13 protein-coding genes are annotated in these 15617 nt (G+C 56.9%); 2 read left to right on the forward strand and 11 right to left on the reverse strand.

Going from position 1 to position 15617, the window contains the following annotated elements:
• Positions 1-33 precede the first annotated feature (33 nt).
• The 5 genes from QWJ10_RS15085 to QWJ10_RS15105 form a co-directional block, all read right to left on the reverse strand.
• Positions 34-1536, reverse strand: a complete 1503-nt coding sequence (locus QWJ10_RS15085) for an ABC transporter substrate-binding protein (protein ID WP_289927638.1) — start codon at positions 1534-1536, stop codon at positions 34-36.
• The gene (locus QWJ10_RS15090; protein WP_289927640.1) at positions 1533-2624 is read right to left on the reverse strand and encodes an oligopeptide/dipeptide ABC transporter ATP-binding protein; all 1092 of its coding nucleotides are present in this window, start codon (positions 2622-2624) and stop codon (positions 1533-1535) included. The genes QWJ10_RS15085 and QWJ10_RS15090 overlap by 4 nt, the downstream gene beginning before the upstream one ends.
• Positions 2621-3616, reverse strand: coding sequence for an ABC transporter ATP-binding protein (locus QWJ10_RS15095; protein ID WP_289927643.1), 996 nt, complete (start codon positions 3614-3616; stop codon positions 2621-2623). Before QWJ10_RS15095 ends, QWJ10_RS15090 begins: the two co-directional genes overlap by 4 nt.
• A complete protein-coding gene (locus QWJ10_RS15100; RefSeq protein WP_019367201.1) occupies positions 3613-4350 on the reverse strand; it encodes an FCD domain-containing protein in 738 nt (245 codons plus the stop codon). The genes QWJ10_RS15095 and QWJ10_RS15100 overlap by 4 nt, the downstream gene beginning before the upstream one ends.
• Positions 4351-4702: 352 nt before the next feature.
• Positions 4703-5743 (reverse strand): purine nucleoside permease, encoded by a 1041-nt coding sequence (locus QWJ10_RS15105; RefSeq protein ID WP_289927646.1) that lies wholly within the window; start codon positions 5741-5743, stop codon positions 4703-4705.
• 299 nt (positions 5744-6042) lie between these two features.
• Between QWJ10_RS15105 and QWJ10_RS15110 the strand changes: the two genes are divergently transcribed.
• Complete coding sequence (locus QWJ10_RS15110) at positions 6043-8460, forward strand: ELM1/GtrOC1 family putative glycosyltransferase (protein ID WP_289927647.1); 2418 nt, start codon at positions 6043-6045, stop codon at positions 8458-8460.
• 56 nt (positions 8461-8516) lie between these two features.
• Positions 8517-9284 (forward strand): aspartyl/asparaginyl beta-hydroxylase domain-containing protein, encoded by a 768-nt coding sequence (locus QWJ10_RS15115; RefSeq protein WP_219652070.1) that lies wholly within the window; start codon positions 8517-8519, stop codon positions 9282-9284.
• Between the two features lie 53 nt (positions 9285-9337).
• Here the strand turns inward: QWJ10_RS15115 and QWJ10_RS15120 are convergent, their stop codons facing one another.
• The 6 genes from QWJ10_RS15120 to lptF all read right to left on the reverse strand — a co-directional run bounded on the left by QWJ10_RS15120 (position 9338) and on the right by lptF (position 15550).
• The gene (locus QWJ10_RS15120) at positions 9338-10108 is read right to left on the reverse strand and encodes an aspartyl/asparaginyl beta-hydroxylase domain-containing protein (protein ID WP_010798123.1); all 771 of its coding nucleotides are present in this window, start codon (positions 10106-10108) and stop codon (positions 9338-9340) included.
• Positions 10109-10175: 67 nt separating this feature from the next.
• Positions 10176-11144: a hypothetical protein gene (locus tag QWJ10_RS15125; protein WP_019367197.1), complete on the reverse strand. Its 969-nt coding sequence runs from the start codon at positions 11142-11144 to the stop codon at positions 10176-10178.
• 8 nt (positions 11145-11152) lie between these two features.
• Positions 11153-12079, reverse strand: coding sequence for a diacylglycerol kinase family protein (locus tag QWJ10_RS15130; RefSeq protein ID WP_258019785.1), 927 nt, complete (start codon positions 12077-12079; stop codon positions 11153-11155).
• 37 nt (positions 12080-12116) lie between these two features.
• A complete protein-coding gene (locus QWJ10_RS15135) occupies positions 12117-13301 on the reverse strand; it encodes a CDP-alcohol phosphatidyltransferase family protein (RefSeq protein WP_289927656.1) in 1185 nt (394 codons plus the stop codon).
• Positions 13302-13406: 105 nt separating this feature from the next.
• Positions 13407-14480 carry an LPS export ABC transporter permease LptG gene (gene lptG, locus QWJ10_RS15140; protein WP_019367194.1) on the reverse strand — a complete coding sequence of 358 codons (1074 nt, stop codon included), beginning with the start codon at positions 14478-14480 and terminating at the stop codon, positions 13407-13409.
• Positions 14477-15550: an LPS export ABC transporter permease LptF gene (lptF, locus tag QWJ10_RS15145; RefSeq protein ID WP_289927659.1), complete on the reverse strand. Its 1074-nt coding sequence runs from the start codon at positions 15548-15550 to the stop codon at positions 14477-14479. The genes lptG and lptF overlap by 4 nt, the downstream gene beginning before the upstream one ends.
• Positions 15551-15617 lie beyond the last annotated feature (67 nt).

A 15617-nucleotide genomic window follows, 5' to 3' on the forward strand; every position in this document is an offset into this window, starting at 1 on the left:
GCCCGTGCGGTTTACTGCAGCGGGCCGTATCGATCATTGCGCGAATGACACGTTGGCCAGGCGGATCAGTCCGTCCGGGTTGGAGACATACCCTGTCACCTTGCGATTCGCCACAATCAGTCGAGGCTCGAAGTAGAGGTAAATGTTCGGCGCTTCGTCCGCCACGATGGTCATCGCCTGGCGGTACAGATCCTGACGCTGGGCCTGGTCATTGACAGTACGTGCCTTATTAAGCAGCTCATCCAGCTTTGGATTGCAGTAATGGCCATCGTTCTGGTTTCCCTTGCAGGTCACGAACTGATGGAGGTTGCCATCTGGATCAGGACGACCGGACCAGGCGCTCATACCTACCTGGAAGTTTCCGGATTGCTGCTCGTTAAGAAGCGTCGCGTACTCAGTGGCGACCAGATTGACGTTGAAGCCTGCTTCGGACGTCATCGCCTGGATAATTTGGCCTACCTGCTGAGAGACAGGTGTATTGCCAACCTTGAGCTCAACGTTTACCGGGAGCTTCACGCCTGCTTCCGCCAGCAGCGCCTGGCTCTTGGCAATGTCTCGCGAGGGGAGTGGTAGCTCCTTATCGAAATAGGGGCTACTTTGTGGAAAGGGTTGATTGCCCGGCGCGTAGAGCCCTTCGAATACCACCTGGTTGATAGCGTCCCGGTCCATTGCCAGCTCGAAGGCCTTGCGGACACGCTTGTCACGTCCCAACGGATTTTTGGCTTTGTCACCATTGGCGACATTGACCATCAGTTGCATATACCCCAGGCCGGGCGTGTTGTAGACCGTAAGATTCCGGTCATCCTTGACCGCCTTGATGTCCGTGGGAGCAACACGTTCGACGATGTCCAGGTCTCCAGAGCGCAAGTTTGCGAGACGAACCGACGTATCAGGTATGGGCAGGAAAATCACTTTATCAAAGTGATAGGCCTGCTTGTTCCAGTAATGATCGAAGCGCTCCAGCACGATGCGATCCTGCTGTACGCGCTGCACGAATTTATAGGGTCCGGAGCAGACAGGTTTGGACCCGACATCGCCTTGTGAGGCGTTGGGGGCAAGCATCATGCCGGCCCGGTCGGAAAGCTGGGCAATTAGGGTAGCATCCGGTTGCTTCACCTTGATCGCTACGGTCTTGGAATCGATTACATCCACGTGTTCGATAGAGGCCAGTTCGCTCTTGCGCAGTGAATCGGGCAAGGTACGAGCTCGGTCCAGATTAAATTTGACCGCGGCGGCATCAAAGGCTTCGCCATCATGAAAGGTCACACCTTCACGTAACGTCATGGTTAGGGTTAGGTTGTCGTCGCTCCAGCTCCAGCCTGTGGCCAGTTGCGGTACAAAGGTTAGGTCCGGCGCAACATCCACCAGTTTGTCGCACAGGGCGGTGTATACCAGACGTCCCGAATAGGTTCGTGAACGGTGCGGATCCAGAACATCCGGGTCGTCCTGGATGCCGATGCGCAGGATGGTTTCGGCAAATGCCGTAGTGCCGATCGTCAATAACAAGGCTCCAGTCAACAGGCGTACAGGATTCAAGGCTGGCTCTCCAGGGCAAGGGGCTGATGGCTTTTGAATAGATGAAGGCGTTGGGAGAAGGCGGGGCTGGGAGCTGGCACAATCAAATTTCCTGCACCGGCATTCGCAACTTCGCGCCAGAAATGGCAGGCAACCTGACGCGCCCCTTCGACAGATTCAAAAACAGGTTTTGCCTCTCTGCAGAGGGGGCGGGCATGGGGGCAGCGCGTGTGAAAACGGCAACCGGGCGGTGGATTGGCCGGGCTTGGCATATCCCCACCCAATACGGGGCGAGCCCGTCGCAGACCGGGGTGGCTGACAGGCACAGCGGCCATCAGCGCTTGTGTATACGGGTGAAGTGGCGTTTCGAACAGTGTATCGACCTCGGCCAGCTCCACGATCTCCCCGAGATACATCACGGCGACTCTGTCGCTCATATGGCGGATCACGGCCAGTCCATGGGCGACGATAAGCAGTGTCAGCCCAAACTGATGCTTGAGGTCTTCCAGCAAATTGACGACCTGCGCCTGGACCGACACATCCAATGCCGAAACCGGTTCATCCCCTAGGATCAAGCGTGGATTGGAGGCCAAGGCACGAGCAATACCGATACGCTGGCGTTGCCCACCGGAAAACTCATGGGGATAACGGTTGGCATGTTCAGGGGCCAGGCCCACGGTATGCAAGAGTTCTGCTACTCGTGCTGCGCGATCTGCGCGGTGGCTATCGGTGTGCAGCCAGATGGGTTCGCCAATGATAGAGGCCACTGTCATCCGGGGGTTGAGTGAGGCAAAGGGGTCCTGAAAGATGATCTGCAATTCCCGCCTTGCCTGCCGGAGCTTATCCGCAGGCAGGTTTCCCAGGTTTCTGCCTTCGTAGATGACATCGCCAGCGGTAGGCGCCAGCAGGTTGAGCAGCAATCGCCCCAGGGTTGACTTGCCGGAGCCCGACTCGCCTACCAAGGCTAATGTCTCGCCTCGTCTGATCGACAGGGAAACATCCGTGACGGCTTGAACAGGAGCCTTCTTGCGTTGCAGAAAGCCTGTAGATGACGTGAAGTGTTTGGTCAGATGAAGGCCTTCAAGAATAGGGCGTTCGGGCGTTTTCATGCGCTAACTCCCAAGTGCTGCTCCAGCGGTGTACGAATGCATGCTGCCAGATGCCCTGGTGTGATCTCGCGTAGCGGGGGACGATCTGCGCGGCACGCCTGAATCACAAAAGGGCAGCGGCTGGCAAAGCGGCAGCCACTGGGCATTTCTGCAGGCGTGGGAACACGGCCGGCAATGGTGGCCAAGCGATCTTCACGCGGGCCCATCGAGGGCATCGAGCCCATCAGGCCAATGGTATAGGGGTGCTGAGGGTCATCGAACAGCGCAGTAACGGGACCGCTTTCGACAACCTGGCCCGCATACATGACCGCTACATCGTCAGCTACTTCTGCAACGACGCCCAAATCATGGGTAATCAGCATCATGGCTGTTCCGGTTTCGGCTTGCAGGTTTGCGATCAGGGAAAGAATCTGCGCCTGAATGGTTACATCCAGTGCAGTGGTTGGTTCATCGGCAATGATGAGGGCTGGGTCGTTAGCAAGCGCCATGGCAATCATGGCCCGCTGGCGCATACCACCTGACAATTCGTGGGGAAAAGCCTCCAGCCGTTGAGCCGCTGCGGGTATACGGACTTTTTCCAGCATCTCCAATGCCCGGCGGCGGGCTTGTTGGGGAGACAGGTTTTGGTGACGCACGACGCTCTCGGTGATCTGATCACCTATGGTGAATGCCGGATTGAGTGACGTCATGGGTTCCTGAAAGATCATTGCCAGGCGGTTACCGCGTATATCCAGGCGACGCTGCTCAGTCATTGCCAGCAAAGGTTCACCAAGGAAGGTCGAAGTATCGGCATGCACTTGGGCGCTATCCGGTAGAAGCCCCATCAGCGCCATGGATGTTACGCTCTTGCCGCAGCCGGACTCACCAACAATGGCCAGGGTTCGACCCGGCGCAATGTCGAATGACAAGCCATCCACCACATTGGCCGCTGCACCTTTGAAGCGAACGGTCAGGTTACGGATACTCAATACAGAGCATGGGGATTCGCTCATAAACTGTTCACCAGATCGTGATGGATAACGGTATCGAGCGCCTGTTGCAACGCACGCAAATGGCCACGCATGGCCATCGCCGCCTTGCCGGGGTCACGCTGTTCGATCGCGGACACAATGTCGTCGTGATCATGGCTATACGCATGCATGCGGTCAGTGTTGCGGGCACGCTGGCGCAGGTCGCGCCAAACAGAGTCCAGGCGAATGGCATCGAACATTTCGAAGATATCCAGCATCAGTCGGTTGCCAGCGGCTTCCGCAATGCCTCTATGAAAGGCACTGTCCCAGAGTTCCAGTGCTTCTGCATCGGGCGTCTGGGCATTGAGTTGTTGGCCGGTACGTTCAGCGAGCCTCCGCAGCATTGCCATCTGCTCGCCGCTGGCGCGAATGGCAGCCAGTGAGGCAAGAGCAGGTTCCAGGTAAAGGCGGGCCTCCATGATTTCGATGAAGTTGGTTCGGCTGGACAGCTTGGTAAAGCTCAGGGACGCACTGGGTGGGGTTGGGCCTACAAAGGTGCCTTTGCCCTGGCGGCGCCACACCTGTCCTTCTGCTTCAAGCACTGAAAGGGCGCGGCGAACCGAGCGACGGCTAACGCCAAAGCCAGCAGCCAGATCACGCTCCGGAGGCAGAGGTCGTTCCGGAAATGCCGAATGCTGTGCCACCAGCTGGCGAAGGGCATCGAGTGCCATCCGGGCTGATTGATCGATAGGAGTTTCCGTTTTGCACGTTTGCATCACGCTCTCTCAGGCCAACATGAATGTCTGTCTGTGCGCCTCGTATATGCTTGATAGTAGGGCGCAACAGTTACAGGCAGTTTTGCAAGCGAGATGCCAATAGCGATTGGTTCATACTGGCGAAACGGTTATGACCGGGCGCTTAGGCTATGACTACAGGCGTGTCAGGCTTTTGGTACAAAGGTGTTGAGGCAGGGAGTAGGGGATGATCTGGCATTGGTTCAGTCTCTATGCGAACCGATTTCTGGAATGGTTACGGGAATGGTCCGTTTACGGGCGACACTGCACGTTAACGGTGCGGCTAGGATGACTGACAGGACCGAACATCTATGCCCGGTCCTGTTTTCATTAATCAGGAGGAGGGAACGCCTTTTTCCCAGGTAATCCAGTTCTTAACGATGTCCTGTACCAGAGGATTGCCTGTACGGAACAGGTTTTCCAAGGCAGGTTCAAAGCCGCCTTGCTTGGCGTAATCGATCAGGTTTTCAACATCTGAATAACCCTCGTAAGGGCGATCGAAGTCAGAGCCGCCACGCACTACGGCCAGGCGCTGGATATCGACACGGCCCGTACGGCTGGCCCGTAGCAGCGCCTCGTAAGTGGCGTTGTCTTCTTGCTGCGTAGTGCAGTAACGGCCTTTTCCATCCGTCAGCGTACGCGTCCATTCTTCGGCGCGCTGGGAGAGCAGCGTACCGGAGAACCAGGTATCGCCGGCGACGGTGTCACAGCGGGTAACCACAGGAGGCTGGTTGGCGGGCGCATAGTTGTACTTCTTGCGCCACGCAGTAGACTCGGGGCTTTCGATGAGCTTGACGTCCTTGGAAAGGGCATAAGCCTTTTCCATCAGCTTCTGGTTAACCTCGAACACTTCGGTCTTGTAGTCCAGAGGAGGCTTTTGAGTGGGATGACGCGTATTGATACCCAGGTAGCCACCTTTCCAGTCAGCCGGAGCTTCTCGAGCGTCCAGCTCCCATTGGATGCCGAAGTCCACGAGATAGTGCGCCCATGCCGTAGTGCCAATGGTGCCCTCGTGTGGGTTGATTCCTGCAATACCAGCGACCAGAAAATAGGTCTTGCGCAGATCGAACTTGGGCGAGAAGGCCAATGCCATGGTCGAGGCCGCGGCATTGGTGTGCCCCATTGCGGTCGTCATCAGACACACCTGCGCCTCATTACAGAGCACATCCGGATACTCGGCAGACAGCCCTTCGACCGGCACCTTCCTATCGAGCTTGAGTTGCTCGATCCAAGTCTTGGCTTCCGGGCCAAACATAGCGATTAGCATGACTTTGGGCGCAATGGGTTTTTCCGCTGCAGATACCTGGGGCGCTGCGGTAAGCCCGCCCAGCAGACCTGCCAGTCCTAGCGCGCTTGCGAGGGATTTTTTCAGCATGGGATGGAATAGCCTCTTATAGAGTGAGCGTGATAAACCTGACCGGATGTTCAAGGTACATGCCAGCGCTACGCGCAAACGCGCAAAAGCGGTTGTCTGCAACACGAATCGCTGATAGAACGCGGGTTGGCTTCACGGGCTGGCAGTATAGAAAAAGCAGTGACAACAAAGGGCCAGCCATGAGTTTTTAATGTATGCAGAAACCTGTTCAACCCGAACAGGGGAACTATAGTTCTTCCGTTAGCAACCAAGGCAGGTTGTACAGCTGTTCTGCCTCAGATCGAAGCATAAGAGGACGCATGACTTTCTTCGCTTGGAAAGCGCCGCGCGCTATACGTAAGTGGAAACTGCCCCGTTCGGAAAAAAAACGAGTGTCTCCCTCCACCGCTTCGGCCGGAACATCCGGTAGTCAGGCAGCCCATGCGCCTATGGCGGTTCCGAATATTGTGCCGATTGTGCTGGAAGCAAGGGCAGGGGCGCCCGAGCGGCCAGCTGTACGCATTTTCCTGGGAACCGAGCCAGCACAATACCGCGCCGAGCGGATCTTCGTGTATTCGTTGGAACAGGTACGCAGTCCTAACCGGCGTTACGAGGTCTACCGCATGACCCGTCTGCCGGGCTTCGATGAAAGCCGCTGGCGTACCGGGTTTACGAATTATCGATTTGCCATTCCGGATCTGGCCGGACGTCACGGGCGCGCCATTTATAACGATGTGGATCAGATCTATACGGCTGATCCGGCGGACCTCTTTGATCAACCTATGGGTGAGCATGGTTATCTGGCGTTAACCCCAAACGACACGGCCGTCGCCTTGATCGATTGCGAGCGCATGATCGAGGTCTGGAATTTTGAAAAGGCACGTTGTGAAAGCAAGAAGGCTTTGCACGCCCAGGCTGCCGAGAAGCCCGGCCTATGGGGACAGCTCGACCCCGTCTGGCATGCGCGTGACCTTGAGTATGAGCATGGCCGTTCCAGATTGCTGCACTACACCACACTGCACTTGCAGCCCTGGCGGCCAACACCTGAGCAATACTCCTATCAGATCAACCCGTATGCCGAGTATTTCCTGAGCCTTGAGCAGGCGGCCAATGCTAAAGGTTACGAGCCTTACACCATGGCGAGTCCGAGCTCGGGCTTCAACGCAGCCTGTCAGACGCTGGCGTCGCCTCCTGCGTCTCTGCCATCGGATGTCTTGTCCTTTGCAAGCGCACTGAGTGGCAACGATATCGCCTTCGTAGGGCACTGGACCGATGTTCATAAGGACTCACTGGCTACGACTCACTACCGCTTCGAGCAATTGCGCCAACCAGACCTGCCCAGCCATGACCTTTTGGCGGTCAGTGGTCTTGAGCATCTGCCACCGGAAGATGTGCCCTGGCTCGTGGACCGGCTGTTCAGACTTAGTCGTAGTTTTGTCTACATCCGGGCAGGACTGGGGACGGATGAGTCACTCATCAGCTCAATCAAGGGATGGCGGGCACTGCTGCGCCGTGTGTCCCAGCGCTATCCAGATCGTTGCTGGCAGCTTGACTGCGAAGACGGTAACGGCACTTTGCAGCGTTATCTGGCGGACTTCCCGTTACGTTCCCGACGGGCAGAGGCGCTGCCCAAGGTGTGGGTACTGCTGGGCCAACATGCGGGCGATAATGCACAGCTGGTTGCCATTGCCGAGTCGCTTGGCTGGCCATATGAATGCAAGGAAACGCGGTTCAAGCCGGCCAAGTATGTGCCGGGTGCCTTGTTGCAGGGCAAGATGGCTCAGTCCGCGCCGGGTCTTGCCGCGCCCTGGCCGGATCTTGTCTTGAGTTCGGGCCGGCGTACAGCCCCGGTGGCGCACTGGATCCAGCGCCGTTCCGAAGGGCGGAGCCGTCTGGTAGTCGTTGGGCGCCCACGCGCACCGTTATCCAGCTTTGATCTGGTCCTGACCACACCTCAATACAGCCTGCCACTGCGGGACAACGTAGTGGATTTACCTGTGCCCTTTATCCAGAATCAGATACCGTCTGACCAAGAGCTGGCGGTCTGGAAAGAGCGTTTTGCGCATCTGCCGCGGCCCTGGGTCGCCATGTTGGTAGGGGGAAGCAGTATTCCTTACGAACTGGACAAGGCCGCAGGGCGAGCACTGGGTGCCCAGGCCAGCGCTGCTGTCGGGGCCAAGGGGGGATCGCTTCTGATTTCTACAAGCCCCCGTACCGCAGAGCCGGTTACCCAGTCGCTATTAGAGGCCATCGAGACGCCGCACTGGTGTTACCGTTTTGAAAAGGGTAGCGATAATCCCTACCGGGCATTGCTGGCGTTGGCCGATGCCTTCATCGTGACCGGCGAAAGTGTCTCGATGCTGACGGAGGCTGCCCTGACCGGCAAACCGGTTGCAGTTTTCCCATTACCGGTACGGCGCCATTTCAAGGCACGTGTGCATCATGCGCTTGAACGCAAGCTGGGCGTGATTGACCGGGTGGCAGGTAGCCGTGGCACGCCCCGGCAGCAGAACAAGACCGGACGACTCTACGACAGTCTTGTAGAGGAAGGACTCATCAAGCGTGAGCGAAGAATCGAGGAAGTTCATGTAGCGCTGGGGCTTTTGCCTTTGCCGCAGGGACTTGATCAAGTGCCAGGTCTGTCGCCAGCGCTTATGGCTACCTCGCGCCAGCGTGCTATCGAGGCCGTACGGGCTGTGATTACAGGCGAGCGGGCCTTGTCGGCAAATCGCATCTAGGCATACATGCAGGCGGTCCGCTGGGCCGCATCGAATACCGTCAGGACACACGTACAATGACCAACGCCGCACCTCCTGTTGCCGCTAAAACAAAAGTCAAACGCAGCGCCCTCTACCGGACCGGTAAAAAGCTGCGGCCCGCGCTTAACAGCTATCTGGCCAAAAATTCTCTGGTCGGCGATCCGCCTGTATTCGATAAGCAGCTGTTTCCCTGGACGGCCTCGCTGGAACAGCATTGGGAGGGTATACGACAGGAGGTACAACAGCTCTTGAAGGGCATGGATTCAATTCCTGCGCTTCGCGATATTTCGCCTGATCACCGCAGGATCGCCGAGGGTAATAGCTGGCGCTCCTATTTTCTGTGGGGGTATGGCTACAAGATCGAAGAAAACTGCCTGCGTTGCCCAAAGACCACCGAGGCCTTGTCTGTAGTGCCTGGTCTGAACAGTGCTTTCTTTTCTATCCTGACGCCGGGTGCGCACATTCCGCGGCATACCGGAGTGACCAAGCGCATCATGACGTGTCACTTGGGACTGCTGACGCCTACTCCACGTGAAAACTGCCGCATTCAGGTAGGGGATGAAATGGTCCATTGGGATGATGGCAAATGTATCGTGTTCGATGACACCTATCCCCATGAGGTCTGGAATGAAACCGATCAGACGCGGGTCGTGCTACTAATCCAGTTCAAACGGCCATTGCGCCTCCCGGGACGGCTCTTGGGCGACCTGTTTTTAGGTGCAGTAAAGCGGAGCCCATTCGTTCAGGAAGCACGTCGCAATCTTGCTGCGTGGGACGATGCTCAGAAATTGCTGGATGAATAACTACGTTTGAGTGGCGGCTCGACGCCAGGAAACGCCGAGCCGTTATTCTATCGTTACGGCTCCAAACCACGTTCCCAGGCGCGATGGTTGCGCCGCGCATCCTGAATGAAGGGTGACCAGCGAATCAATCGGAGGATGATCCGATTAAGCAGCGAGCCCGGCCAAGCCAGGGGTCGTTGAATGTCCAGGAACAGTACTACGCGAACACCATCGGTCTCGTTCCAGACCTGATGCCGGTAGGTGTCGTCAAAGATCATGCACTTACCGGTTTCCCAGTGCCGGGTCTCGCCGCCCACCTCAATACGGCACTTTTCTTTCGGCTCGGGGACGACTAGCCCTAGGTGAGCCCGGAGCAGTCCGTTGTAGGGACCGCGGTGCAATGGGATGTGCTTTCCAGGCTCCAGAATGGAAAAGAACGCCGTGAACATGCCTGGGATGGACTCGATGATGCGAGTAGTCTCCGGGCAGCGCAGGCAGTTGCCATCCATCTTGTAGCCGTATCCGTACAGGAAGAAGGTTTTCCAGCGATCATCCTGGGTGATGTTTTTCTGGTCCTTGGAGATGTCCTGAAAATTAGGAATCTTGTGCTTGTTTTGCAGGACTTCGTTCAGCTCGGCACGAATCGTTTCCCAATGGGTTTCCAATTCAGGCACCCAGGCAAACTGGCCGGCATCGATAAAGGGTGTCGTTTCTACCTTAGAGTAGTGCTTGATCGCTTTTTCTAGGCGCTTGATGATCCATAGACCGATCGCCACACTGGGGCGGTGCTTTTTGCGTTTACGTTTCTGAGTAGACAGCGTGGCGTTGTCCTGGGTCTTTTCCACTCTTCACCTCGTAGGCAGTGCCGCATGGTTCCTGATGCAAACGAAGAGCGCTCCGCTTGCGTTCGATTTAGCGTAAACGACGTTCCCTCAATAACCGCCACAGCAACGGCCAACCGAAGATCAGCGGGTAGCGGCGCAGCCGAGGCGTTACCTCGATTGGCCGGCCCATATGCCGTTCCAGCTTCCAGGCGATGTAATCCACTCCATTCTCGAATGTGAAAACAGACTTCATCAGCCGAAGAATATTCAGCATTCGTCCCTGACGCCGCCGGGTGCTCCACATCTGTCGGCTTTGCTGCAAGCGCTCGCGGGAAGGCATATGCGAATAAAGATTCTCTTCAGACGCTATTCGATGCATGCCGGAAAAGTCACTGACAACGGCTGCCGTTAACTGACGGTAGTAGGTTTTATCATAATGAACCAGCTCGGCAGGCCGGCTTGCGGCTTCTGGACGCAGTTCAGTACCGTAGCTCAAGGCAAGGCCCGTTTGCCATAACTGTTCACTGCTAAAGCGTTCCGGCATCGAGGGCAGTGTTTGTTCCACTAACCTCAAGACGGCGTAGCCCAGTGCCTGATAAATACGCTGCCGTATCGTGTCGTCCCGGCAGTACACCAGGCGAGACGGCTGCGCAAACCGGCCCCATAGATAGCTCTGGAACCAGCGGGCAGTGCCGCGCTCCAGATCCTTCAGCGAGAGCACAGCGCATTTGGTTTGCAGCACTTCTCCTTCTGGCGTTCGGGCTTGAAGCATGAAGACATTAGGCGGTAGCCATGCATTAGCGGCCCTAAGCAGCGCATTGGCATGTACCTCTGCGTAACTATCGACAACGGCATACAGGTCAACGATGCCTTCGGCCGGATTGCCACTTCGCAGGCAGGAGCCATAAAACAGTACGCCAACAACGGACGCGCCAAACCTTCTCTGGACCGCTTCACACAGGCAATCGAGTTCCTGGCGTACCGGTTGCCCGCTTTGCCTGGCGATCACCTCAAGCAATGCCGGTGAAGGACGGGGGAGCGGGGCAAGATCTGGCATGGCCGGCCTCAGTAAGTTAGAAAGCGCAGGGGAGCGGTGGTTGAAAGACGAATCGGGCAAGTAGCCTCGAACTGTTCGCCGTCCAGAAGAAAATGTGAGCTGCCCTCAAGACTGAGCGTACTGAGGTTACGACTGATATAGCCGTCCCGCTCATGCGCGACCGATTTGCCGCGACCGCACAGCAGGAACGGTAGGACGCGCATCAGCCGTCGCGGCTGATGCTCGACGGCTGTGAAATGCATAGGAGCCGCTTCGGTGCCCCAATACGGGCGGCAGCCGATCAACAGATTATCGAGCGTTGACGCGAGTACCAGAAGCCAGCTGCTACTCCAGTCATGCGTATCGGTTCTCAGTGACGCGGGTGTGGCTGGGAGAAGTGGATGGGGTTTGCTGCGCAGCAGCGACAGCAGCATACGGATAAAGGCCAGGGCAGGGCCTAGCGCACCGCGTACACCCGTTGGGCGAACATGCTGATGAAAATACCGGACACCGCTCAGAATCGCTCCCGTGCCGAAAAACATTCCGTACTGTGGCCCGTTCGTCTCGTCGCCCACGACTTTTAGCGCGGCCCGCTCCACCTGGCGCGGCGCCGCTCCCTGGCCCTCCAGCCAGGCGCGCAAGGCCTTCAGTACGGCCTCAGGTTTCGCCCGTGTGCCCAGGTCGGCGGCACTCATGTTTGTGGTGCCACCGGCAATTACCAACAAGGCAGGTAAGGGCGTGGAAGACGTTTGCAGCAGAGCCGTCAGGACGGCTTGTAACGTGCCGTCGCCACCGATTACAACCACAAGTTCTGGTGAGTTTCCCTGCCATTGAAGCAGCGCGCGGGTAATATCCGCTGGTTCTGAAGCCTCATGCAACATGACACCAGGCAGGGTGGCAATTGATGCACGTAAAGGCTGCAGACGTCGACGAACACGACCGCTCAATGGATTCATGAGTATCCCGATCCGTTTCGGTACGGGAAGTTCGTATTCAGGCATCGGCTAGCCCGGAGCGGGGAGCAAACAGCCGAACCACCGGACGATGCCCTTCAGCTTTGAGATCGATCTGGCTTAACCACGGCTGCAATTCTGCACCGCGTCGCCGCAACGTAATGGCCCATATGACGCGCCACGCCAGAACAAGCGTCGAAATAACTGTCCAGGCTGCCACCAGTAGCAGGCCCATATCACTGGCCCCAGCAGCCCATGCCAGCGTGAGCAGCAAGAGGTTGGGATTGCGACGGGCCGTAACCAGTCGGTTCAGCGAGTCGAAGGGTTTCCAGAGGAACATTGAAAAAGGGGCGGCAAACTTGAACGAGCCTTCGCACAGGCGTCCTGCTACATAGCCAATAAAGATGGCCCAGAACACTAAAGAAAGCGGCAGGCTGTAGCTCCAGGTTGCAGCAAGCCCCATACCCCAGGCGATATACCAGAGCGGGGGATGCACAATGTCGAGGGCGTGGTCGAAAATATTGCCAAAGCGGGTCGAGGTTACCGTTACGCGGGCAAGTTTGCCGTCCACGGTGTCGAGAAAGGTCATGATCCAGCCTGCGATCAGCCCCAGGCCGAACTGCCCGTTCCAGAACCACCAACCGGCCAGGATGGCCAGCACATAACTGGCGGTCGTGACGTGGTTGGGGCTCAGGCCCAGATGAACACACAGGTGAGTTACCCAGCGTGCTGGCACAGGCCAGACGCCGCGGGTGATAAAGTCCGTTACACCCTTGTACGCACCATTGAACAAGGACTTTTCCAGATGCTGGCGGTTGCTTTGGGTGATTCTTGCTACCCAAGGCTGATCGAACTTGCGCAGCTGGGTCTGTAGGCCGGAGGCTACGGTGTCAGGTTGCGCAGGACGTAGCTGAGCGACAGCAGGTGCATTCAGGTCGGCCACGCCAGACAAGCGCGAGGCGGAGAGTCGGGCCGCGACAACCGCGCCATCCCGAGGGTCCTGCAAGGCAACGTCTTGGGTATCCAGCAATCCTCTCAATACCCGGTCATCGTAAAGGTAATCCTCGCGCAGCAGCAGAACATCACCTTCAGCAGGAAGCGCTTCGCCGGGGCTGGCCAGATGCGCCTTGGGAAATTTTTTCAGGATTCTTCGCAGCCGCTCCCGTGAGGTCAGGCCCCACAAGATCACCTCGCAACGGCCTACCAGATGGACCTGTATCGTCATAAGTTCTGCCTTAGTCCACGCAATGGATGTGTTATTTAAATTATTAAGCCTTGCGAGCCCTGTCTGACGAGGGCCGCAGCCTGTTTGGCAGCCTTTCGTACCGCCTTATCGTTTTCTGTCGAACCGAAAAATCAGGCTCATCGAGAATACCAGCATTAACAGCGCCGGAACGGTTCCCACCAGAACAGGAACAAGTCCGAACAGAATGCCGAGGTTTACAATAATCTGATTAGTCAGATAAACCAGCAGCCCCGTCACTGCGCCAAGGGCCAGCTTGCCGCCCAGCCCGGTGGAGCGTACCTGGCTAAATGAAAAAGGCACGGCCAGCAGTATCATGGCCAGGGTCAGCAAAGGTGTTCCAAGCTTTTCCCATAAGGCCACTTCATACTGGGCCGCTGGTTGCGCGGTGCCCTTCAGGAATTCGATGTAGTGGTAAAGCTGCCGGGAGGAAAGACTGTACGCCGGAAGCGCAACCTCCTGCAGGCGTGTTTCAGGCAGCACTGATTGCCAAATCATCTGATCCATGTGCTCGACCGTCTCGTCACCATCGACCCAGCGCTTTACCGTCACATCATGCAGCTGCCATATCCCCTTGGGCTGAATGTCGGCATAGTTAGCGAACAGATATTCCGTGAGTATCTGGTTGCCGTCAAAGGTGAACACTTCGATATGGGTAGGAATCCGTCCCAGGCGCAGCCCGCCTACACGAACGAACTGCTGGTCCTTACGCCCCCAGATGCTGCCATCCTTGCCGTTCCCTTCGACTGAGGCAATGGCATGTGCACGTAGCTGAATAGCGCTTTGCTGAAGAGGCGAGGCAGCAAACTCATCGACTGCCGCCAGTGCTACCGCAAGCAGCGCGCCGGCTAACACGGTACTCAGTCCGATACGAGCAGCAGAGATGCCAGCAGCACGCAGCGTGTTGAGCTCTTGCGTCAGAGCCAGCTGCCCTAGTGCAGCGATACCGCCCAGCAAGGCAATGAAGGGGCCGAGTTCTACCATGCGTCGAGGCAGCGTCATGGCGACTACCTCAATGGCCTGGACAAGCCGGTAATCTCCGCCAATATCATCAAGCTCCCCGACAAGGTCCAGGGTACTGAACAGTGGCAGTAACAATGCGGCAGCAGCTATGAAGCCCATGAAGAGGGACTGCAACAGGTATTTATCAATGATCTTCATGCCGTGCGGATCCGCTTCTTGCCTACGTCCCGCCGGATGGCGACAAACAGCGCCAGCATCATGAGAATAGGGATCAGCCACATGCCGGGAAAGAGGGGCAACGAGCCATTGCCAACCATGCTCCGGCAAATGTCGCTGGCATAGAAAACCAGAGCAAATGCCGCCGTGACCGGTAGCATTCTCGCAAAACGGCCCTTGCGGGGAGCGGTATAGCTAAGTGGTATGGCAAAAAGTGCCAACAGTAGGGTGGTGATGCCTCGGGTCTGGCGCCATTGCAGCTCTGCTTGATCAGATAAGGCTGACGAAGTTGCGAGGGCACTGCTGGGTGCGGCCTTGCGGCGATACTCGGCTGTTTGTGCAACCGGCGCCAGGTGCAGGGTCATATTCTTGAAAAGCATGGTCTGGTCCCGGCTGCCCTTGCGCTCCAATGAGTAGGCAGTACCCTGTTCTAAGGACAGAACAGGGTCTTCCGGATTAGGGTCTGTAATCAATGCTTGGCGGGCCCTGAAAAGGTGGGCTCTTTCTGCGCCGCTGTCATAGATCAGCACATCCTTTAACGCGCCTGAGTCAGGCTCGATGTGTTTTGCCAGGATCATCCGGCCATTGTCTTCATTGACGTTGAAGCGTTCGGCCTGCAAATGATTGACGTCCAGATCCGTTCTGGACTGCTGTTCAAGTCGATAGGCGTTGTCATATGCCCAGGGTCGGCCATAGAGGGAAAGACAGGCAACGGCGATCGCAACGGGCAGCGCAATCAACAGGATGGCTTTATACAGGCGCAGCGGGCTGACACCTGATGCAGCAATAGCCGTCATTTCCGTATCGTGGTACAAACGTCCCAGGCTCAGGACGACCGCGACATAAAGCGCTACAGGGACAAGCACTTCGAGCGCAATAAGTACCTTGTAATAGACGATATCCAGAACGACACTCAGTGCCAACGTGCCATTTGCCGCCTCAGCCAGATAACGCTCCGAGGAATAGCTGGCAAAGATAAAGGTGAGAATTCCCACCATGACCATTAATGGACGGCATATTTCAGAGATAATATAACGCTCAATTAAACGCATGAACTCTGGAGCCTTCTGTGGTTCCAAAACACCCGCTGGTTACTATACCGCTTATTCATACGTAACT

The organism is Pseudomonas sp. WAC2, from assembly GCF_030403525.1.
Classification (GTDB): Bacteria; Pseudomonadota; Gammaproteobacteria; order Pseudomonadales; family Pseudomonadaceae; genus Chryseomonas; species Chryseomonas luteola.

What these genes read in the sequence shown, in the direction of transcription:
- QWJ10_RS15105 (WP_289927646.1), bottom strand. Translation starts at nt 5,743, where the DNA reads ATGCTGAAAAAATCCCTCGCAAGCGCGCTAGGACTGGCAGGTCTGCTG.
- QWJ10_RS15115 (WP_219652070.1), top strand. Translation starts at nt 8,517, where the DNA reads ATGACCAACGCCGCACCTCCTGTTGCCGCTAAAACAAAAGTCAAACGC.
- QWJ10_RS15135 (WP_289927656.1), bottom strand. Translation starts at nt 13,301, where the DNA reads ATGACGATACAGGTCCATCTGGTAGGCCGTTGCGAGGTGATCTTGTGG.
- QWJ10_RS15110 (WP_289927647.1), top strand. Translation starts at nt 6,043, where the DNA reads ATGACTTTCTTCGCTTGGAAAGCGCCGCGCGCTATACGTAAGTGGAAA.
- QWJ10_RS15100 (WP_019367201.1), bottom strand. Translation starts at nt 4,350, where the DNA reads ATGCAAACGTGCAAAACGGAAACTCCTATCGATCAATCAGCCCGGATG.
- lptG (WP_019367194.1), bottom strand. Translation starts at nt 14,480, where the DNA reads ATGAAGATCATTGATAAATACCTGTTGCAGTCCCTCTTCATGGGCTTC.
- QWJ10_RS15130 (WP_258019785.1), bottom strand. Translation starts at nt 12,079, where the DNA reads ATGAATCCATTGAGCGGTCGTGTTCGTCGACGTCTGCAGCCTTTACGT.
- QWJ10_RS15125 (WP_019367197.1), bottom strand. Translation starts at nt 11,144, where the DNA reads ATGCCAGATCTTGCCCCGCTCCCCCGTCCTTCACCGGCATTGCTTGAG.
- QWJ10_RS15095 (WP_289927643.1), bottom strand. Translation starts at nt 3,616, where the DNA reads ATGAGCGAATCCCCATGCTCTGTATTGAGTATCCGTAACCTGACCGTT.
- lptF (WP_289927659.1), bottom strand. Translation starts at nt 15,550, where the DNA reads ATGCGTTTAATTGAGCGTTATATTATCTCTGAAATATGCCGTCCATTA.
- QWJ10_RS15090 (WP_289927640.1), bottom strand. Translation starts at nt 2,624, where the DNA reads ATGAAAACGCCCGAACGCCCTATTCTTGAAGGCCTTCATCTGACCAAA.